The organism is Saccharothrix syringae (assembly GCF_009498035.1).
GTDB classification, from domain to species: Bacteria; Actinomycetota; Actinomycetes; order Mycobacteriales; family Pseudonocardiaceae; genus Actinosynnema; species Actinosynnema syringae.
In genome coordinates, this window is record NZ_CP034550.1 from 8,153,808 (window position 1) to 8,174,890 (window position 21,083).

At 74.7% G+C, this 21,083-nt stretch carries 13 protein-coding genes; 5 read left to right on the top strand and 8 right to left on the bottom strand.

Annotated features, from left to right (window positions below; translation table 11 throughout):
• Positions 1-35: 35 nt before the first annotated feature.
• The 7 genes from EKG83_RS33830 to EKG83_RS33860 form a co-directional block, all read right to left on the bottom strand.
• On the bottom strand, positions 36-290 hold the full coding sequence (locus EKG83_RS33830) for a hypothetical protein (protein ID WP_153278636.1): 255 nt from the start codon (positions 288-290) through the stop codon (positions 36-38).
• 18 nt (positions 291-308) lie between these two features.
• Complete coding sequence (locus EKG83_RS33835; RefSeq protein WP_153278637.1) at positions 309-626, bottom strand: hypothetical protein; 318 nt, start codon at positions 624-626, stop codon at positions 309-311.
• A 331-nt stretch (positions 627-957) separates the two neighbouring features.
• On the bottom strand, positions 958-3,072 hold the full coding sequence (locus EKG83_RS33840) for a transglutaminase domain-containing protein (RefSeq protein ID WP_033432952.1): 2,115 nt from the start codon (positions 3,070-3,072) through the stop codon (positions 958-960).
• A 94-nt stretch (positions 3,073-3,166) separates the two neighbouring features.
• Positions 3,167-4,312 (bottom strand): DUF58 domain-containing protein, encoded by a 1,146-nt coding sequence (locus EKG83_RS33845; protein WP_033432953.1) that lies wholly within the window; start codon positions 4,310-4,312, stop codon positions 3,167-3,169.
• Positions 4,309-5,295, bottom strand: coding sequence for an AAA family ATPase (locus EKG83_RS33850; protein ID WP_033432954.1), 987 nt, complete (start codon positions 5,293-5,295; stop codon positions 4,309-4,311). Before EKG83_RS33850 ends, EKG83_RS33845 begins: the two co-directional genes overlap by 4 nt.
• Before the next feature lie 13 nt (positions 5,296-5,308).
• The gene (locus EKG83_RS33855; RefSeq protein ID WP_153278638.1) at positions 5,309-7,492 is read right to left on the bottom strand and encodes an NHL repeat-containing protein; all 2,184 of its coding nucleotides are present in this window, start codon (positions 7,490-7,492) and stop codon (positions 5,309-5,311) included.
• 591 nt (positions 7,493-8,083) lie between these two features.
• On the bottom strand, positions 8,084-8,575 hold the full coding sequence (locus EKG83_RS33860) for a MarR family winged helix-turn-helix transcriptional regulator (RefSeq protein WP_033433034.1): 492 nt from the start codon (positions 8,573-8,575) through the stop codon (positions 8,084-8,086).
• A gap of 90 nt (positions 8,576-8,665) precedes the next feature.
• Here EKG83_RS33860 and EKG83_RS33865 point away from each other — a divergent pair, with 90 nt between their 5' ends.
• Complete coding sequence (locus tag EKG83_RS33865) at positions 8,666-9,211, top strand: YceI family protein (protein ID WP_033432956.1); 546 nt, start codon at positions 8,666-8,668, stop codon at positions 9,209-9,211.
• A gap of 280 nt (positions 9,212-9,491) precedes the next feature.
• Positions 9,492-9,986, top strand: coding sequence for a hypothetical protein (locus EKG83_RS33870; protein ID WP_033432957.1), 495 nt, complete (start codon positions 9,492-9,494; stop codon positions 9,984-9,986).
• 34 nt (positions 9,987-10,020) lie between these two features.
• Here EKG83_RS33870 and EKG83_RS33875 read toward each other — a convergent pair whose 3' ends face one another.
• On the bottom strand, positions 10,021-10,869 hold the full coding sequence (locus tag EKG83_RS33875; protein ID WP_033432958.1) for an EamA family transporter: 849 nt from the start codon (positions 10,867-10,869) through the stop codon (positions 10,021-10,023).
• Between the two features lie 179 nt (positions 10,870-11,048).
• Here EKG83_RS33875 and EKG83_RS33880 point away from each other — a divergent pair, with 179 nt between their 5' ends.
• The 3 genes from EKG83_RS33880 (at position 11,049) to EKG83_RS33890 (ending at position 21,083) form a co-directional block, all read left to right on the top strand.
• On the top strand, positions 11,049-11,666 hold the full coding sequence (locus tag EKG83_RS33880) for a GTP pyrophosphokinase (protein WP_033432959.1): 618 nt from the start codon (positions 11,049-11,051) through the stop codon (positions 11,664-11,666).
• A gap of 409 nt (positions 11,667-12,075) precedes the next feature.
• Positions 12,076-13,341: a serine hydrolase domain-containing protein gene (locus tag EKG83_RS33885; RefSeq protein ID WP_063741392.1), complete on the top strand. Its 1,266-nt coding sequence runs from the start codon at positions 12,076-12,078 to the stop codon at positions 13,339-13,341.
• A 98-nt stretch (positions 13,342-13,439) separates the two neighbouring features.
• Positions 13,440-21,083, top strand: coding sequence for an amino acid adenylation domain-containing protein (locus tag EKG83_RS33890; RefSeq protein ID WP_407690800.1), 7,644 nt, complete (start codon positions 13,440-13,442; stop codon positions 21,081-21,083).

Here is a 21,083-nt window from a genome sequence, read left to right on the forward strand (position 1 = left end):
CCGGTCGCCGGGAACCGGTCACGTCCGCCGCGCGGTCACGCCCCTTCGAGCGGGCGGCGCTCGTCCTTGGCGACGAGTCGCCCCGTCCGGTCGTCGAACCGCAGTTCCTGTTGGATCCGCCTGAGGTCCTGCGGCTCCGCCCGGTCGATCTCGACCTGCACGACACGCGCACCCCGTGCCCGCTCGCACTCGCCCTCGACGACTTCGACCTCGCCTTCGACGAAATTCTCCGCAGGCACCGCTATAGACGAGATACGGCCAAGCTCGTCACACACGACAAATGCCCGCATGTGCGCACCCCTCACTTCCTATGGATCCACCCAGGACATGATGACGCTGTAGTTCAAGGTCTGACCTGATTCGTTCTTCACCCACGCCCGCACCTTCCGCGCGAAGACGGGCGTCTTGGTCTGACCGGTACCCTCGAACCCTATCCGCTCCTCCTCCAGTCGCCACCTGACGGTCGCCCACGCCAGCGCGGTGCTGCCGTACGCGTCCACCAGGCAGGAAGGCACAACCGTGAGGTTGCGCACCCGACCGGTATGGGTGAAATTCCAGGTGAAATAAATTTCCGCACCACCCGACAGCTGCCCGCTCAGAACTGGGCCATGTCCGACCGAAGTCATCTTTCGCCCCGTATTCCAATTGACAGAGCCTGAATTCCCGAAAAGTGGAGCGCACGCCAGCGTAGCAGGACGGAAAAATAGCGCAACGGGCCTGGGCAATGATCTGCCCGGCAGCAGGCCGCCACTCGCTCACCAATTCGGCGGAATGAGTGGCACTCACATTTCACCCGAGGTGCGTGCATCGACGTCGGCTTACTCCGGGAACGTCCTAAAAATGCGCCTCCGCCGGAGAGGGGGCGCACGTGGTCCTCGCTCACCGTGACGGCGAGGACCACCGACACCGCACGGTGCCGGTCCGCGGCTCGCGGGGGGACCCCGCCGCCCGCAACGGCTAGCGACGCCAGAGGGCGCGCGGGTCGACCGCCCAGAACACCTTGCGGTGCCAATGAACCCGGCCGCGCACGGTGCGGCGGACTTCACGCGCCAACCGCCACGCCCGCGCCGCCGGAGCAGCCTCACCGGCGCCCGAACCGACCGAACCGACCGAACCGGCGGCCCGCACAGGCCCATCCGCCCCGGCCCCCACCAACTCCCGGTCCCCCCGAGGCGCGAAAGCCGCCCGCTCGGCCAACTCCGCCAACTCCACCGCCGCCGCACCCAACCCCGCGGCGACGTCCGGCGCGGTCCGGTGCGGCGGCGGCGTCAGCCCGGCCAGCAGCAACCCGTCCAGCACGTACCCCCAGGCACCGACCACCCCGGCCCGCCGCAACCGCCGCCGCCGCACGAGCCGCGCCAGCCCCAGCACCAGCAGCACCACCAGCGGCACCGCCGCGAGCACCGCGTACCCGACCCAGCGCCGCGACCCGACGACCGCGTCACCGGCCACCACCGGGCTCGACGGGACCACCAGCGGCGGCGGGGCGGACAGCGGCGTGCTGCTCGGGCTCGCCGTGATGGACGCCAGGCGGTCCAGCACCTCGCGCTTCTGCGCCGCGCTCGACCCGCCCGACGACACGCCGGCCACCGGGTCGAACGGCACCCAGCCCCACCCCTCGAAGTACACCTCGGGCCACGCCGTGGCGTCGCCGCCGCGCACCACCCCGGCCACGGGCTGGAAGCCGACCACCACCCGGGTCGGCAGCCCGACCGCCCGCCCCAGCACCGCGAACGCCGACGCGAACTGCTCGGCCGTCCCCGCGTTCGCCCCCGGCTCACCGGGCGCGCCGAACAGGAACCGCTCCAGCCGCGCGTACGAGGACCCGACCGGCGCCTGCGCGTCGGGCGTGCGCCCCTGCTTGACCACCTGCTCGATCGCCACGGCCTGCTCGTAGGGCGTGCGCGCGTGCCGCACCACCTGCCGCGCGTACTCGGCCAGCGAGTACGGCAGGCCGGGCAGCTCCAGGTAGCGCCGCGCCCGCCCGTCGGTCGGCACGCGGGCGTCGAGCAGGTCGTCGTCGTCCGGCACGTCCAGCACGCCGCGCACCCGGTACCGCAGCCCCGGACGCAGCTCGCCGGGCAGCACCAGCGACCCCGAGTCCGGGTCGACCACCGCGCCGTCCAGGGTGACCGCCGTCGGCCGGCCCACCGCGGGCAGCCAGTTGCCGCGCAGCTCGCCGATGGTGACCTCGAACTCCTCCTCGACCACGCGCGAGCCCGGCGGCAGGTCGGGTGCCGCGACCGCGCCGATCGGCCCGTACAGCGACGCCGCCCGCCACGCCGCGCCGGAGTAGTCGGCCAGCGCCACCAGCCGCACCGCGCGTTCCGGCCCGCTCACCCGGAACAGCTCGGTGTCGCCGAGCCCGGCCCACGACGCGAGCTGCGGCAGCGGGCTGGTCACCCCGAGGACGCCCACGGGCGGCTCCACCAGCTCGCGCGGCTCGAACGCCTGCCCCGACGGCAGCGCGAGGGCCACCGCCGCCACCACGGCCACCGGCACGGCGGGCAGCCCGAGCAGCGCCCGGCCGCCGACCTCCAGGCGGTCGACCACCAGCCAGCCGGCCGCGACCAGCGCCACCAGCGCGACCGCGACCAGCCCGGTGCGGTCCGCGCGCCCGGCGGTCAGCAGCGCCGTGCACGTGTAGAGCACGGCCGCGCCGGCGACCGGCGCGAGCAGCGACCGGCCGCCGCGCAGCAGGGACAGCACCACCGCCAGGGACACCCCGAACACCAGCAGCGCGCCGGGCGCCAGCAGCTCCGGCGTGGCGGGCGCGGGCCGGGCGGCGGTGAGCAGGCGCGGCACCAGGTCCAGCAGCACCGGCAGCGGGTCGGTCGAGTCGATCGCCGAGCCGCGCGCCACCAGGTACGCGGCCACCGCCGCCAGCACCAGCAGCGAGAACACCACCAGCCCGGTCGGCACCCGCCGCCACCGCAGCAGCGGCAGGGACGCGAACGCCGCCAGCGCCGCACCCGCGAACACCAGCGGCGGCAGCGGGCCCTGCCACCCGGCGCCCAGGTGCAGCGCCGCCACCACGAGCAGCAGCGCCGACCAGCCCAGCCGCGCGATCACCGCGACACCACCGCGCCGCACGCCACCCCAGCGGGCGCCGGCCCGACACGCGCCCCGCGAACGCGCACCACCCCGGCACACCCCGCCCGGCCCGTCACCGCGACACCACCGCGTTCCACGCGTCCAACAGCCCCTCGGCCGTCGCCGCGCGCAGCACCAGCACCGAGCCGACCGCGGCGACCGGGTGGTCCGGCGCGGGGTCGACCACCAGCACCACCCCCACCGACGCCCGCCCCGCCTCCAGCGCGAGCACCGACAGGTCCGCCGCGGCCCCGCACACCACGGCCACCACGTCCAGGTCGCGCACGGGCACCGAGCGCACCCCGCCCACCGCCGCGACCCCCAGGTCCGCCAGGGCCGCCAGCACCACCGACGCGTCCGCCTCCACCGCCCCCGCCGGCAGCTCCACGTCCACCGCCCCGGAGGACGTCAGCAGCCGCACCGGGTGCCCCTCCGCGATCGCCGCGGTCACCAGCGACGCGGCCACCTCGACGGCGTCCTCGAAGCGCGCGGCGTCCGGGTACCCCTCGGCGTGGTCGTCGAGCACCACCGCCAGGTGCGGCCGCGCCGGGTCGGCGTCCTCCCGCACCATCAGCGTGCCGGTGCGCGCGGACGTCGCCCAGTGCAGCCGGCGCAGGTCGTCGCCCGGCACGTACTCGCGCAGCCCGACCAGGTCGGTGCCGCCGCGCTCCACCCGCTCGTCCGCGCCGACGTGCCCGCGCCGCACCCCGCCGGGCAGGCCGCGCACGGGCAGCACGCGCGGCACCACGCGCACCTCGACCACGTCGCCGACGACCGCGCGGGCGCGGGCCAGCCCGGCCAGGCCGCGGCGGCCGAGCAGCAGCGGGCCGACGCGCAGCAGGCCGCGCGCGTGCGTGGGGATCGGGTACTCGACCTCGACCCGCCGCCCCGGCGGCAGCAGCGGCACGTCGACGGCGACGGGCTCGCCCGCCACCTGCTCGGTGGCGTCGAGCACCACCGGGAACCGCCTGCTGGTGCCGGTCAGCTCCAGCACGCCGCGGCAGGAACCCAGGCGCTGCACGGTGCGCGGGCGCACGGTCCGCTCGGGCGCGACCCGCGACCGGGGCAGCACCGACACCAGCCCCGCGACGACGAGCAGCACGAGCGCGACGCCCATGCCCGTCACGCCCGGGTAGCGCCACCACAGCCCGACGACCACCAGCAGCACGCCCAGCAGCGCCGCGCCGACCCCGCGTGCGGTCGGCCGCACGCGGGTCATCGCGCGTCCGGTCTCGGCACCGCCACGCCCGCCAGGACGTCGGCCAGGACCTCCTCGGTGGTGGTGCCCGCCAACCGCGCCTCGCGGGTGAGCACCAGCCGGTGCGCGAGGACGGGCACGGCCAGCGCCTGCACGTCGCCCGGCACCGCGAAGTGCCTGCCCCGCGACGCGGCGTACACCTGCACGCACCGCACCAGCGCCCGCAGGCCGCGCGTGCTGGCGCCCAGGCGCAGCCGGTCGTCCGCGCGGGAGGCCGTGCCGATGTCGCCGATGTAGCGCAGCAGCGGGTCGGCGACGTGCAGCGCGCCCAGCCGGCGGCCGTACTCGGCGACCACGTGCGGGTTGCTCACCGTCGGCACCGCGCCGACCTGGCCCGCGCCGCTGCCGGGCCGCAGCACGTCCACCTCGTGCTCCGGTGCCGGGTAGCCGATGGAGGTGCGCAGCATGAACCGGTCGAGCTGCGCCTCGGGCAGCCGGTAGGTGCCGTCGAGGTCGATCGGGTTCTGCGTGGCGACCACGAGGAACGGCGCGGGCACCGCGTGCGCCACGCCGTCGACGGTGACGGTCCGCTCCTCCATGACCTCCAGCAGCGCCGACTGGGTCTTGGCCGCGGCGCGGTTGATCTCGTCGGCGAGCACGACGTTGGCGAACACCGGGCCCGGCCGGAACCGCACCTCGCCGGTCTGCGGGTCGTACACCGAGGTGCCGGTGACGTCGGAGGGCAGCAGGTCGGGGGTGAACTGCACGCGCCGCGACAGCCCGCCCAGCGCACTGGCCACCGCCCGGGCCAGGGTCGTCTTGCCCGTGCCCGGCACGTCCTCCAGCAGCACGTGGCCGCCCGCGAACAGCGAGACCAGCACGAGGTCGACCACCTCGCGCTTGCCGCGCACCGCCGTCTCGACCGCGTCGCCCAGGCGCCCGTGCAGGGCGCGGAAGGCCGCGATCTCGTCCTCGCCGATCGCCGGCACCGCTGTGGTGGTCACCCCTGGTCCTCGCTCACTCGTCCTCGGTGCGCCCGCGGCGGTTGCGCAGGCGCAGCAGCCACGCGGTCGCCAGCAGGCCGATGCCGCCGCCGATCATCCGGTTGCCCTCCGGCGCGCTCTGGATGTTGCAGATCCGACCGCCGCAGCCCGGGTCCCGCTCGATCATGGTCACGCGCCTCACGGCCGACTCGACCGCCCCCGAGCCGCCGTTGGCCGCGTACGCGCGCACCACGATTTCATTGACGTCGAGGTCGACCGCGATCGTGGCCGAGCCGCCGGAGCACGGGATCGAGGCGGTGTAGCCGTAGGTGAGGTTCACGACCTCGCACCGGCCGGTGTGGCTCGCCCAGTCCGCGGGCGGCGCGGTGGTCACGGTCCGCCGGTTGCTGGCCATGTTGCCGGTGACCTGGGTGATCACGGTGGCACCCGCCGACGGCAGCGGGGGCGGTGGCGGTGTGGTCGTGGTGGTCGTCGGCGGCGGCTGGGTCGTCGTGGTCGTGGTGGTGGTGACCACCGGCGGCTGGGTCGTCGTGGTGACGGGCGGCTGCGTCGTCCTGGGCGGCTGGGTGGTGGTCGGCTGCGTCGTGGTCGACCGGACCGTCCAGGAGGCGGTGCCCGCCTCGCCCGCGCCGAACTTGTTGTAGGCGGCCACGGCGATGTCGACTTTGCCGGTGGTGCAAAAAGCGGTGCCCGCGCACGACAGGGTCAGCTCGGTCGACGTGCCGGAGACCTGGGTGGTACTGGTGCCGCCGGCGAACCCGCCGGTCGCGGTCACCGAGTAGCCGGACAGCGGCTCGGCGCCGCCGGTCACCGCGCTCCAGCTCACCGCGAGCACGACGGACGTGCCGTTGTTGGCGCGCTGCGCCACGGTCACCCCGGCGGGCCGGCCGGGCGCCACGTCCCGCGGTGCGGCGCTCGGCGTCGTCACGGGCGCGGTGGTCGTCGTCTCGGTGCCGCCCTGCTGCCGCGGGCCGCCGCGCGGGTCCTGGTCGCGCCCCGGCGGGTCCGGGCGCGGCGGCGGCGGGCTGGGCACGCTGGGCATCGGCGAGCGGTCCGGGTCGGTCACCGGCAGGTCCGGGCTGCGCACCACCACGCTGCGGGTGCGCCCGTCGGCGTCGACGATGACGCCCGAGTCCGAACCGGGCGCGTTGATGAACAGCCGGCCGTCGTCGAAGACCAGGGCCGGGTCGCCGGAACCGCCGGTGCGCACGTCGTCCGCGCCGCGCCGCCCGTCCCGGTCGAGCACGACGACCTTGCCCGAACCCCGGCACGGCACGTACACGCGCTCGCGGAACACGGCGGGCCGGCCGGGCTTGGCGCAGGTGAACTGCCCCATGTCGACCCGGACCACGCGGTCGCCGCTGAGCAGCACCACCGCACCCGCGTCCGGCACCGACGCGGGCACCAGGCCGGGCGGGCTCGTCTGCGCGGCCAGCACCTCGCCGGTCAGCGAGGCGGTGCCGGCGGTCAGGTCGCGGCCGGTGCCGTCGCGCACCACCACGCCGCCCTCCAGCCCGAGCAGCGTCACGCCCCGCGCGTGCGGGACCAGGGCGGTGCGCGGCCCGGCACCGGGCACCGCGCGGTTGGACCGCTCCACGAACCGCCGGTCCTCGTCGGACCAGAGCAGGGCCCGCAGGTTGCCGCCGTGGTCGACGGCCCAGATCACGCCCTGGTCGTCCGCCACCACGTCGGCCAGCGGCTGCCCGGCCAGCCAGGGCGGACCCGCGTCGGCGAGCGTCACCGGGTCGGCGCGGTGGATCGACCCGGCGGCCCGGTCGACCACGACCACGGCGTCCCCGACGATCAGCACCTTGGCCGACGGCCCGGGCGGCGCCTGGCGGCGGCCGGACGCGAGGAGCGTGGCCAGGTCGACCACGGTGATCTGCCCGGTGCGGCGGTCCAGGACGATGAGCTTGTCGTCGGACTGGGCGATCTCCAGCTGGGCGTCCGCGCCGCTGACCTGGAGCCGCGTCTGCGGCTTCCCGGAGCTGGGGTTGACCTGGACGACCTCGCCGCGCTCGTCGTCACCGAGCCAGGTCAGACCGTCGGACACCTCGACGGCGGTGCGGGAGATGCCGTCGCCGAGGGCGGCGCCGACCAGGAGCAGCAGACCCAAGGCCGCCGCGCCGGCACTGGCCGACTCACGTCGGCCGGCGGCCAGCAGGCGGCGGGCGATCGTCCCGGGAGTGGGCAGCACCCGGCGCATGCTAACGGCAGGGTGTGACGTTTTCCGCCCGACCACCAGACCTGCTCCGCTCGGCCCACGGCGGCTGGGCCGGATGCGTCCACAGTGGAAGTCGGGGGTCCTCCGCGCGTGGGATGGGGGTGTGGGGACGCGGCGGAGGTGGGGTGGGGCTGGGTCCGGCACGGCGGGTCGGGGCGGAGGGGCAGGGCGGAGGGGCAGGGCGAGACGGCCCGGTCCGGCTCGGCTTGCCCCGGCTCCGCCCGGCTCCGCCCGGCGCGGCGCGGCGCGGCCCAGCTCGGCGCGGAACAGCCCGGCCCGGCGCGGCGCGGAACAGCCCGGCCCGGCCCGACGCGAAGGCGGCGGGCGAGGCGGCCGGCAGGGCAGCCCGGTCCGGCTCGGCGCGGCCTGGCCCGGCGCGGCTTGGCTCGGCGCGGCCTGGCTCGGCCTGGCCTGGCTCGGCCCGGCGCGGCCTGGCGCGGCCTGGCGCGGCGCGAGGCGGCGGGCGAGGGCGGCGGGCAGGCCGGGGGTCGAGCGGGGCAGGGCGGCGGGCAGCGCGCGGCGGGGCAGGCCGGGGGGTCGAGCGAGGCAGCGCCGGCACCCGCCCTACAGCTCGGCCAACTCCTCCCGAGCCTTGGCGCACTCCACCGTCAACCCCGAGTCGATCGCCCGGCTGATCTCCGCCAACACCCGCAACTGCTCCCCGCTCAACACGTCGAACAAGTGCTCCCGCACCGCCGTCACGTGCCCGGGCGCCGCCGCCTCCAGCACGGCGAACCCCTCCTCCGTCAACTCCGCGATCGACCCCCGCCGGTCCGACGGGCAGGCGCGCCGCGCCACCCACCCCTCCTTCTCCAACCGCGCCACCGCGTGCGACAGCCGCGACCGCGAGGAGTGGCACACCGCCGCCAGCTCGCTCATCCGCATCGCCCGCCCCTCGGCCTCGGACAGGGCGACCAGGATCTCGTAGTACGCCATGGGCATCCCGGAGTCCCGCTGCAACTGCCGGTCCAGGTGCTCGCTGAACTTCGTCACGGCGGTCATGAAGGCGCGCCACACCCGCTGCTCCTCGGCGTTCAACCACCGCACTCCGCTCATGCCGTCCATCATACGTCCGTTGTTGAACACTCAACCAGGATGCGCTATGTTCTGTTGAGAGTTCAACCAGACCAAGCGAGAAGGACTGACATGACCACGCAGACGGTTGAGATCCCCGGCTACCTCACCGGCACCTGGGCGATCGACCCGGTTCACTCCGACGTCTCCTTCGTGGTCCGCCACCTGGGCGTGTCCAAGGTTCGCGGCCACTTCGGCACGTTCGAGGGCACGATCACCACCGCCGAGAACCCGCTGGAGTCCTCGGTCACCGCCAAGATCGACGCGGCGTCCATCGACACCCGCAACGGCCAGCGTGACGCCCACGTCAAGGGCGAGGACTTCCTCGACGTCGAGAAGCACCCCGAGCTGACCTTCACCTCCACCGGCGTGCGCGCCCACAACGGGGGCTTCCTCGTCGACGGCGACCTGTCGCTGCACGGCGTCACCAAGCCGGTGACCCTGGAGCTGGAGATCAACGGCTTCGGCGACGGCTTCGAGGGCGCCAAGGTCGTCGGCTTCTCCGCCTCCACCGAGATCAACCGCCGCGACTTCGGCGTGACCGGCGGCGCGGCGGGCGCCGTGGTGGGCGACAAGATCACCATCCTGCTGGAGGTCGAGGCCGTCAAGCAGGGCTGAGAACTCCACGCCAGGTGAGGCCCGTCGGGACGTTCCGGCGGGCCTCACGCTCATCCGCCCGGGGTCACTCGACTCGGTAGTTCCACCCGGACTGGCACTACGGTACGTTCCGCTCGCCGCCGCAACCGCGCGTGAACCGAGTCCGAAGTGCACCCGTAGTAGGTCTTGAAGCCAGATCGGACACAGTCCGCTCACAGTCGTAGACCGCGTGGGTGACAACGGACGCCGTCATGGCACCATCTGGCGCAGCACGCGCCGGAAGCAGGCGAGGAGGACCCGCGTGAACGCCCAGACCGAACAGGTCGACGACCTTCGGCTCGTCGCGCTGCCCACCGCGGTGAACGTCGCGGACATGTTCGTCCGCTTCTCGCTCGGCGAGTGGCGGCTGCGGGCCATGCAGGACGAGGCCGCCCAGACCGTGCGCCGCCTCGTCGGCGCGGCGGTCGAGGTGGCCGACCGGCGGGCACCCGGCTTCCTGCTGGTCCGGCTCCGGCTGACGGGCACGTTCCTGGTCGTGGAGGTCGAGGGCAACCGCGTCGCGCTGCCGCCGGAGCTGGCGGGCGGGCGCGCGGGCCTGGTCGACCTGACCGCGGGCGGCCACCTGGCGTGGTGCGAGCTGCCGCTGCCGTCGGGCATGAACGCCTCGGCCGTGCCGCTGCCGCGCCGCGAACCGCGCCGCTCCCCCGCCGCCGAGCAGATGGGCGACGAGCCGAACGTGGACCCCGAGGTCATCCAGCGCATCCTCTACGGCCTCGGCGGCGGTCGGACCGACTGAACCCCGTGCCGGGGGCACCGGCACGGGGGACTCGTCAGGCGGGGCGGGACAGGGCGGCCAGGGCGACGGCCAGGACCGCCATGCCCAGCCAGGACGCGAGCGGCAGGCGCTCGTGCAGCACCACCACGCCCAGCACCGCCGCGACGGCGGGTTCGGCCAGGGTGAGGGTGGTGGCCGTGGCCGCGTCGGTGTGCCGCAGACCGAGGCCGAACAGCAGGTAGGCCAGGAACGTGGTGAACAGCGCCAGGTGCGCGACCACGCCCAGGCCCGCCGGGGTGGCCAGCCAGCCCGTGCCCAGCACCACCAGCACCGGCGCGGTCAGCGCCGACGCACCGCCGAACACCGCGCCCACCACCGCCCGGGACGGGTGGCCGAGGCCGATCAGGTGGGCGCACACCACCGAGTACGCCGCGTACGACAGGCCCGCCACCAGCGCCAGCGCGACGCCGACCAGGTCGACGTGCGCCTCACCGCCGCCCAGCACGAGCACCGCGCAGCCGGCCACGGCGACCAGCGTGAGCAGGGGCCGGGCGCGCACGCCCAGCACGATCGGCGCGGTCGCCAGCGCCACGGTGGTGGCCACCGCCACCCCGGTGCGCGCCACCGCCGGGTAGAACGCCAGCGCGTAGCCCGCCACGGTCACCGCCCCGAGCAGCAGCAGCCGGGGGTCGGCGGCGCGCAGCACGTCACGCGCGCCGCGCCCGGTGAGCAACAGCAGCAGCCCGCCGAGCACCAGGCCCGCCGCGCCCACGGCGGCGGGCGGCGCCGAGTCGGGCGCGAAGGAACTCGCGGTACCGGTGGTGCCCCACAGCAGGCAGGCCGCCAGGATCGGCAGCGGACCGGCGGTGGGGCGAGGGCGTGCGCGCAGTACAGGGGTCGACACGAGGTCTCCGTTCGCGGGAGGGCCGGACGAGGGCGCGAACGGGCACACCGCCGAGCAGGTGCGTGAAGAGGAACGTCAGCCGGTGCGCCCGATCAGGCGCACGGCGGCGGCAGGACCACGTGCCGGTGGGTGTTCACGTCCCGGATCGTACCCGACCCGACCGGCGCTATCCTGGGATCATGGACGTCGGTGTGGCGGACGACCTGCTCCGGCGGTCTCTCGTGGTGCACAAGTTCGCCGTGGACGAGCTGATGACCAAGCTCCGCATCCTCGGCGAGGAGTTCGACCTCGTCCACCGCCACGACCCCATCGAGCACGTCACCCACCGGGTCAAGCGGCCCGACGCGATCCTGGACAAGCTCCGGCGCAAGGGCCTGCCCGCCGACCTGTCGCTGGCCGCCGACCACCTCGACGACGTGGCGGGCGTGCGGGTGGTCTGCCCCTTCGTCTCCGACGTCTACCGGGTGCGGGACATGCTGGCGCGGCAGAGCGACGTGGAGATCCTGAAGACCAAGGACTACATCGCGCGGCCCAAGCCCAACGGCTACCGCAGCCTGCACCTGATCGTGCGCATCCCGGTGTTCCTGTCCGACCGGGTCGAGCACGTCAAGGTCGAGGTCCAGCTCCGGACCATCGCGATGGACTTCTGGGCCACGCTGGAGCACAAGCTCTACTACAAGTACGACGACCAGGTGCCGGCCGGCTTCGTCGACGAGCTGACCACCACCGCCGCCATGGCGGCCGAGCTGGACGCCCGCATGGAGGCGCTGCACCTGGCGGTCCAGCGCGACGACTGACCGCCCCGCCCGCCCGGCGAGCCCGACAACCCGCTCCCGAAGCTACGGAGCGGTAGGCGCAAACGACGCGTCGCGGCGGGGGTTACGGTCGGCGGGACAATTTTTTTCGCGGGCCTTACCGGCCGGTTGAAATGAAGTTCACGTCTCTTGGAAGAGCAGCCTACGCCCGCCCGCAAGCGTTGCCACGCGACTGCGAATAACCCTCGCGTACTGCGCTTCTTTACGAGACTCCAGAGTCCAAACCTGCCGATCGAGTGAACCGGGTAACAGCTCCGACGAACACGCCGTTACAGATCACCAAAATAACCGAGCACATTCCTGAAATGCTCCGTTCGGCGGTCGCGACGATCTGTGAACAACAGTCAACGTAGGGGCCGCAGCCGCCTTGGCTCATTCTCAGAGGATCAGGATGGACACCCAGAGGATCTCGTCTCGATTAGCCGCGCTCGCCCGTGCCCACCACGTGCCGGGCCTGCAGTTCGCCGTGCACCACGACGGCCGGACCTGGGCCCACGAGGTCGGCCTCCCGGCCGACGCCGCGGTCCCCGTCGGCTCCATCACCAAGACGTTCACCGCGACCGTCGCGATGGCCCTGGTCTCCGACGGGGACCTCGACCTCGACGCGCCGCTGTCGGACCACCTGCCCGCGGTGGCGGACGAGCTGACCCTGCGGCACCTGCTCAGCCACACCGGCGGCCTGCCGTCGAATCCCGAGGACGTGCGCACCACGTCGCTGCGCCGCCACGTGGAGCAGGCGGTCCGCGACCTGGACCCGCTGCACCGGCCCGGTGAGAACTTCTCCTACTCCAACATCGGCTACTCCCTGGTCGGCCACCTGATCGAGGTGGCGACCGGGATGTCCTGGTGGGAGGCGGTGGAGGCGGTCCTGCTGCGCCCGCTGGGCATCCGACCGCGGTTCACCGCGGGCCCCGGCGCGAACGACGACGTCGTCCCCGGCCACGCCGTGAGCCGCGGCCGGGCGGTGCCGCTGCGGCAGTCGCTGAACCCGGTCGACGCGCCCGCGGGCGCGCTCGCGGCCAGCGCGACCGACCTGGTGGCCCTGGGCCGCGTGCTCGGCGGCGCCCCGCCGCACCTGGTCGCGCCCCACGACCTGGACCTGATGCGCACCCCGGTGCACGCCGAGCCGTTCGGCATGGCCGACGGCTGGGGCCTGGGCCTGGCGCTGTTCCAGCGGGACGGGGTGCGCTGGGTCGGCCACGACGGCACCGCCGACGGCACCTCCTGCCACCTGCGGATCAACCCCGGCGACGGCACCGCGGTGGCGCTGACCACCAACGCGAGCACCGGCTTCGCGCTGTGGCGCGACCTCGTCCCGGAACTCGCCGAGGCCGGCCTCCCGGTGGCCGATTACGACGGAATGCGCAACCTGAACCACCGCATCCCGCCGCCCCGGGACTGCACCGGCCGCTTCCGCAACGGGGACGTCGAATACGCGGTGCAGGCCGTGGACCGGGAGCGGCTGGCGCTCACGGTGGACGGCGAGCCGTTCGCGGACCTGTCGCTGTTCGACGGCCTGGTGTTCGCGATGCGGGATTCCGAGACCGGCGACACCAACCAGACCGGGCGATTCCTTCGGGATCCCGGAGACGGCAGCATCCGGTGGATCCAGATCGGCGGCCGGCTCGCGCTCAAGCACGTCCCGGAAATGGCCTGAAAATCACGTTTGAACCCCCACTCGGCCGGGTAAGGCGCGCCCGGTGAGCCAGAAAGGCACTTCTCGCGATGACGCACGCCCAAAACCTGCCGGCCATGATCGCCGCGCAGGCGGCCCGCACCCCGGACGCGGCGGCCGTCGTGTCGGCCGAGGGGGTGGTGGGCTACCGGGAGCTCGAAGAGCGGGCCAACCGGCTCGCGCACCTGCTGATCGCCAAGGGCGCGCGGCGCGAGCGGGTGGTGGCACTGGCCATGCCGCGGTCGGTGGACATCGTGGTGGCGCGGCTGGCCGTGCTCAAGGCGGGTGCGGCCTACCTGCCCGTCGACCCGGCCTACCCGGCCGAGCGGATCGCGTTCATGCTCGCCGACGCCAAGCCGCTGCTGGTGCTCGACGGGCCGCTGGACGCCTCCGACCAGCCCGCCACCGCGCCGGAGGTGGACATCCACCCCGACGACCCGGCGTACGTCATCTACACCTCGGGCTCGACCGGTCGCCCCAAGGGCGTGGTGGTGCCCCACCGCGGCCTGCCCGCCTTCGCCACCGCCGAGGTCGAGCACTTCGACGTGCGGCCGGGCGACCGCGTGCTCCAGTTCTCCTCCCCCAGCTTCGACGCCTCGGTGCTGGAGCTGTGCATGGCCCTGCCCGCGGGCGCGGCGCTGGTCGTGCCGCCGCCCGGCCCGCTGCTGGGCGAGCAGCTGGCCGAGGTGATCAACGAGTTCGGCGTGACCCACGCGCTCATCCCGCCGGTCGCCATGGCGACCGTGCCCGACGTCGCGCTGCCCACCTTCCACACCCTGGTCGTCGGCGGTGACGCCTGCACGCCCGACCTGGTGGAGAAGTGGGCCCCGGGCCGCCGGATGATCAACGCCTACGGGCCGACCGAGTCCACCGTGGTCACCTCCTGGAGCGGACCGCTGGTGCCCGGCGGCACGCCCCCGATCGGCCGGCCCATCCCGGGCACCGAGGTGCGCGTGCTGGACGACGACCTCAACCCCGCCGACGAGGGCGAGCTGTACGTCACCGGCGTCGGCCTGGCCCGCGGCTACCTGGGCCGGCCGGGCCTGACCGCGCAGCGCTTCGTGGCCGACCCGTTCGGCGCGCCCGGCGCGCGCATGTACCGCACCGGCGACGTGGTGCGCCGGGACGCGCGGGGCGAGCTGGAGTTCGTCGGCCGCGCCGACCACCAGGTCAAGATCCGCGGCTTCCGGGTCGAGCCCGGCGAGGTCGAGGCGCTGCTGCGCGGGCACCCGGCGGTCGAGCAGGTCGTGGTGGTGGCCCGCGACGAGCCCAAGCGGCTGGTGGCCTACGTCGTCGGGGACACGGCCGGGCTGCGCGAGCACGTGGCCGCCACCCTGCCCGACTACATGGTCCCTTCGGCGTTCGTGGCGCTGGAAGCGCTCCCGCTGAGCCCCAACGGCAAGCTGGACCGCGCCGCGCTGCCCGCGCCGGTCGTCGGGGAGGTGCCCGCCGACCACGTCGAGCCGCGCACCCCGGCCGAGCGGCGGGTCGCCGAGGTCTGGTCGGACGTGCTGGGCGTGCCGGTGGTGGGCGCGCACGACGACTTCTTCGCCCTGGGCGGCGACTCGATCCTGGCCGTGCGGGCGCTGGCCCGGCTCGGCGGGCTGCCCGTGCGGGCGGTGTTCGACCACCCGACCGTCGCCGGGCTGGCCGGGGTGCTGCCCGAGCGCGACGGCGCCCCGGCCCCCGCCCGGGCGATCCCCGCGGTACCGCGGGACGAGCCGCTGCCGCTGTCGCCCACCCAGCGGCGGCTGTTCTCCCTCGACGGCACCGCCGAGCAGAACACCGCGGTGGGCGTGCGGCTCACCGGGCCGCTGGACGTGCCGCGCCTGGCCGCCGCCCTGGACGCGCTGGCCGCGCGGCACGACGCGCTGCGCACCACCTTCGACGTGGTGGCCGGCGAGCCGGTGCAGGTGGTCGCGGGCAGCGGCGGCATCCCGCTGCGCGTGCTGCCCGCGACCGGCGAACCCACCGCCGACGACCTGGGCCTGGCCGAGCCGTTCGACCTGCGCACCGGGCCGCTGACCCGGGCCGTGCTCGTCCCGCTGGGCCCCGACGAGCACCTGCTGGTCCTGGTGCAGCACCACATCGTCACCGACGGCTGGTCGGTGCAGGTGCTGCTGGCCGAGCTGGCGGAGCTGTACGCGGGCGGCACGCCCGCGGACCCGCCCGTGCAGTACCCGGACTTCGCGGTGTGGGACCGCGGCAACCCCGAGGGCGACGTGGCCTGGTGGCGCGAGCGGCTGGCCGGCGTGGAGGCGCTGGACCTGCCCACCGACCGGCCCCGGCCGCCGCTGCGCACGTCCGCGGGCGCGGTGCTGCGCCGGCCGCTGGACCGCGAGCTGGTGCGCCGGCTGGCGGGCGTCGGCCGCGCCCACGACGCCACCCTGTTCATGACGCTCACCGCCGCGGTGCAGGTGCTGCTGTCCGCGCGCTGCCGGCAGCGCGACATCGCCCTGGGCACGGTCGGCTCCGGCCGCGGCCACGCCGACCTGGAGCGGACCGTCGGGTTCTTCGTGCGCACCCTGGTGCTGCGCTCGTGGGTGGACCCGGACCTGCCGTTCACCGCCTTCCTGGACCAGGTGCGCGGCACGGCGCTGGAGGCGTTCGCGCACGACGACGTGCCGTTCGACCGGGTCGTGGAGGAGCTGCGCCCCGACCCCGACCCCAGCCGCACGCCCCTGGTGCAGGCCGTGGTGGCGCTGCACCAGCCGCTGCTGCGCGACGGCCGGTTCGGCGGGCTGACCGCGGTCGAGCACGACCTGCCGCGCCCGGTGGCCCGGTTCGACCTGGTGGTGGAGTTCTGGCCGCGCGGCGACGAGCTGGTGCTGACCCTGGAGCACAACACCGACCTGTTCGACGCGGCCACCGTCGAGGCCCTGGGCGCCGACCTGGAGGCCCTGCTGCGCCTGGTCGTCGAGGACCCGGACCGCCCGCTGCGCGGCCTGGCCGAACTCGACTTCCCCCAGGACGACTCGGTCCGCGTGCGCGGCCTGCGCGTCGACCCGGCCGAGGTCGAGCGGGCGCTGAGGCAGCACGACGACGTGGTCGACGCGGCCGTCGCCCTGGTCGACCGGCGGCTGGTCGCCTACACCGCGCCCGCCGTCAGCCCGGCCGCGCTGCGCGGGTTCCTGGAGCAGGTGCTGCCCGCGCACGCCGTGCCCGCGGCGTTCGTCGGCCTGCCCCGCATCGACCGCGACCACCTGCCCCCGCCGCCCGCGGAGCGCGCCGAGGCCCGCTACGTGGCGCCGCGCACGCCCGTCGAGGCGGTGCTGGCCGACGTGTTCGCCGAGGTGCTGGGCGCCGCGCGGGTCGGCGTGCGGGACAACTTCTTCGCCCTGGGCGGCGACTCCATCCTGGGCATCCAGGTGGTCACCCGGGCCCGCCGCGCCGGCCTGGTGCTGACCTCGCGGGACATCTTCGCCCACCAGACCATCGCCGCGATCGCGCCGCACGTCACCCGCGACCTGCCGCCGACCGCCGACCAGGGCCCGGTCACCGGCGACGCGCCGCTCACCCCGATCCAGCGCTGGTTCCTGCACCACCACACCGTGCGGCCCGAGCACTTCGACCAGTCCGTCGTGGTCGACCTGGACGACCTGGACGCGGCCGCGCTGCGCACCGCGCTCAAGGCGCTGGTGACCCACCACGACGCGCTGCGCACCCGGTTCTCGGGCGACCGCCAGGTCGTCGGCCCGGTCACCGACGCCGACCCGCTCGACCTCGACCGCTTCGACCTCACCGCGGGCCCGCTGCTGCGCGCCGAGGTGCTGGACGACCGGTCGGTCCGGCTGACCGCGCACCACCTGGTGGTCGACGGCGTGTCCTGGCGCGTGCTGGTGGAGGACCTGGTCACCGCGCACCGGCAGGCGCGCACCGGCCAACCCGTCCACCTCGGGCGCAAGACGACGTCCTTCCGGGACTGGGCGGTCCGGCTCGCCGAGCTCGCCACGAGCGGCTTCGACGACGAGCTGGCGCACTGGCGGGAGGTGGCGGCGACCCCGACCACCGTCCCGTGCGACCGGCACGGCCCCAACACCGTCGGCTCGCAGCGCGGCGTCACCGTGCGGTTCGGCGCCGAGGAGACCCGGGCGCTGCTGCGCGACGTGCCGCCGGTGTACCGGACGCAGGTCAACGACGTGCTGCTGACCGCGCTGGGCCGGGCGCTGGCCGACTGGACCGGCCGCGACCGGGTGCTGGTCGACCTGGAGGGCCACGGCCGCGAGGAGCTGTTCGCCGACGTGGACCTGTCCCGCACGGTCGGCTGGTTCACCACCGTCTTCCCGGTGGCCCTCGACATCCCGGCCGGGCCGGACTGGGGCACGGCGCTGAAGTCGGTCAAGGAGCAGCTGCGCGCGGTGCCCCGGCGCGGCATCGGCTACGGCGCGCTGCGCCACCTGGCCCGCACTGCGCCGGCGTGCGACCCGCGGGTGAGCTTCAACTACCTGGGCCGGTTCGCCGACGACCAGCGGGACCTGGAGCTGTCCGCCGACCCGGCCGCGCCGCGCCCGCACCTGCTCGACGTGGTCGGCCAGGTCCGCGGCGACGAGCTGGAGTTCACCTTCCACTACAGCGACCAGGTCCACGACGAGGCGACCGTGCGCGGCCTGGCCGACGGGTTCGCCGCCGCGCTGCGCGGCATCGCGGCGCACTGCGCGCTGCCCGGCGCGGGCGGCCGCACGCCCAGCGACTTCCCGCTGGCGCGGCTCACCCAGGCCCAGGTGGACCTGATCGACGGCGAGGACGCCTACCCGCTGACCCCGATGCAGGCCGGCATGGTGTTCCACGGCCTGGGCGAGAAGGGCGTCTACTTCCAGCAGACCACGTTCGTGGTGGACGGGGTGACCGACCCGGCGGAGTTCGCCCGCGCCTGGCAGCGGGTGGTCGACCGGACCCCGGTGCTGCGGTCGAGCGTGCTGTGGGAGGGCGTGGCCGAGCCGCTGCAGGTCGTGCACGAGCACGTCGAGCTGCCGATCACCCTGCTGGACTGGCGCGGGCTCGGCGAGGCCGACCGCGCCGAGCGGCTGCGCGCGCTGCTGGCCGACGACCGCGAGCGCGGCTTCGACCTGGCCGTGCCGCCGCTGATGCGGCTGGCCGTGGCCCGGCTGACCGACACCAGCGCGCAGGTGCTGTGGACGTTCCACCACGTGCTGCTGGACGGCTGGAGCGTCTTCCACGTGCTCTCCGACGTGCTCAACCGGGGCGAGCTGCCCGAGCGGCGACCGTTCCGCGACTACGCGGCCTGGCTGGCCGGGCAGGACGACGCGGCGGCCGAGGCGCACTGGCGGCGGGTGCTGGGCGACTTCGACTCGCCCACGCCGCTGCCCGCGGACCGCCCGGCCGGGCACGGCACCTCGTCGCAGCGGCTGCGCGTGGAGCTGTCGGTGGAGGAGTCCGAGCGGCTGTACGGGTTCGCCCGCCGGCACCGCGTCACGCCGAGCGCGGTCGTGCAGGCCGCGTGGGCGCTGCTGCTGGCCCGGTCCAGCGGTCGGCGGGACGTGTGCTTCGGCGCCACGGTGTCCGGCCGCCCCGCCGACCTGCCCGACGTCGACGACATCACCGGCATCTTCATCAACACCCTGCCCGTCCGGGTCCGGGTGGACGGCGCCGCGCCGGTCGCCGACTGGCTGCGCGACCTCCAGGAGGCCCAGGTCGAGTCGCGCCGGTTCGAGCACGTGCCGCTGACCAGGCTCCAGGCGTGGAGCGGCGTCGAGCCGGGCGCGAACCTGTTCGACAGCGTCGTGGTGTTCGAGAACTACCCGGCCGACCTGGCCGAGGGCATGGGCCTGCGCGAGCTGTCCGCGGTGGAGACCACCAGCTTCCCCCTCAGCGCCACGGTCTACCCGGAGGAGCGACTGGGCGTCCTGCTGGGCTACGAGCCGGCCATGTTCGACGCCGCGACCGTCGAGCGGCTCGGGCGGCGGCTGCGCACCCTGCTGGTCGGGCTGGTCGCGGACCCGGACCGGCCGGTGGCCGAGGTGCCGTGGCTGTCCGAGGACGAGGTGCGCCAGGTGCTCGTCGACTGGAACGGCACCGAGGACGGCGCCGTGGACGACACCATCCCGTCGCTGTTCGCCGCGCAGGCCGCGCGCACGCCCGACGCCGTCGCGGTGACCTGCCGGGGCGAGTCGCTGACCTACCGGGAACTCGACGAGCGCGCCAACCGCCTCGCCCACCACCTCACGCGAGCAGGCGCCGGACCGGAAACCCTGGTGGCGCTGAAGTTCCCGCGCTCGCTCGACCTCGTCGTCGCGGTGCTGGGCGTGCTCAAGTCCGGCGCCGCCTACCTGCCGATCGACCCCGACTACCCGGCCGACCGCGTCGCCTACGTGATCGACGACGCCCGACCGGTGCTCACCCTGGACGCGCTGCCGGACCTGACCGGGCTGCCGACCACCGCGCCGGACGTGCCGGTGCGGCCGGACAACGCGGCCTACGTGATCTACACCTCCGGTTCGACCGGAAAGCCCAAGGGCGTGGTCGTCCCGCACGCCAACGTGGTGCGCCTGTTCACCCGGACGGACCACTGGTTCGGCTTCGGCCCGGACGACGTGTGGACGCTGTTCCACAGCTACGCCTTCGACTTCTCCGTCTGGGAGCTGTGGGGACCGCTGCTGCACGGCGGGCGGCTGGTCGTCGTGCCGTTCGAGGTCTCCCGGTCCCCGAAGGACTTCGCCCGCCTGCTGCACGACGAGCGGGTCACCGTGCTCAACCAGACCCCGTCGGCGTTCTACCAGCTCATCGCGGAGGAACCCGACCTGCCGGTGCGGTACGTGATCTTCGGCGGCGAGGCGCTGGACGTGCGCAAGCTCGACGCGTGGCGCGGCCGGGGCGCGTTGATCAACATGTACGGGATCACCGAGACCACCGTGCACGTCACCTGGACCCACGCCGACGGCACGATCGGCGTGCCGATCCCCGACCTGCGCGTCTACGTCCTCGACGAGGACCTGAAACCGGTGCCGCCCGGCGTGGTCGGCGAGATGCACGTGGCGGGTGCGGGCCTGGCGCGCGGTTACCTCAACCGGCCAGGGTTGACCGCGTCCCGCTTCGTCGCCGACCCGTTCGGCGCACCCGGCTCCCGCATGTACCGCAGCGGCGACCTGGCCCGTTGGGTGGACGGGAAGCTGGATTACCTGGGCCGAGCGGACCAGCAGGTCAAGATCCGCGGGTTCCGGGTCGAACTGGGCGAGGTGGAAGCTGCCCTGAGGGCGCATCCCAACGTCTCCCAGGTCGTTGTAGTGGCGAACGAGCACCGCTTGGTGGCGTACTACGTGCCGGACAAGCCGACTGCGGCATCGGAGTTGCGCGACCACACGGCCAGGGTCCTGCCCGACCACATGGTCCCGGCGGCGTTCGTCGCACTGGATGGCCTGCCGTTGACCGCGAACGGCAAGCTGGACCGCGTCGCGCTCCCCGCGCCCGAGCGCGACGCGGTCACCTCCACCGAGTACGTCGCGCCGCGCACCGAGACCGAGGCGGCCATCGCCGACATCTGGGCCGACGTGCTCGGGGTCGAGCGGGTCGGCGTGGCCGACAGCTTCTTCGCCCTCGGCGGCGACTCCATCCTCAGCCTGCGCATCACGTCCCGGACCAAGGCGACGTTCGACGTCGACCTCTCGCCGCGTGACGTCCTCACCGCCCGCACCGTCGCCGCCCTCGCCGAACTGGTCGAGGAGCTGGTGCTGGCGGACCTCGAAGCCCTCGCGGACACGGAGGCGTGA

Coding starts and splice junctions, on each gene's coding strand:
- EKG83_RS33865 (WP_033432956.1), top strand. CDS start 8,666: ATGACCACGCAGACGGTTGAGATCCCCGGCTACCTCACCGGCACCTGG.
- EKG83_RS33885 (WP_063741392.1), top strand. CDS start 12,076: ATGGACACCCAGAGGATCTCGTCTCGATTAGCCGCGCTCGCCCGTGCC.
- EKG83_RS33830 (WP_153278636.1), bottom strand. CDS start 290: ATGCGGGCATTTGTCGTGTGTGACGAGCTTGGCCGTATCTCGTCTATA.
- EKG83_RS33860 (WP_033433034.1), bottom strand. CDS start 8,575: ATGAGCGGAGTGCGGTGGTTGAACGCCGAGGAGCAGCGGGTGTGGCGC.
- EKG83_RS33835 (WP_153278637.1), bottom strand. CDS start 626: ATGACTTCGGTCGGACATGGCCCAGTTCTGAGCGGGCAGCTGTCGGGT.
- EKG83_RS33880 (WP_033432959.1), top strand. CDS start 11,049: ATGGACGTCGGTGTGGCGGACGACCTGCTCCGGCGGTCTCTCGTGGTG.
- EKG83_RS33845 (WP_033432953.1), bottom strand. CDS start 4,312: ATGACCCGCGTGCGGCCGACCGCACGCGGGGTCGGCGCGGCGCTGCTG.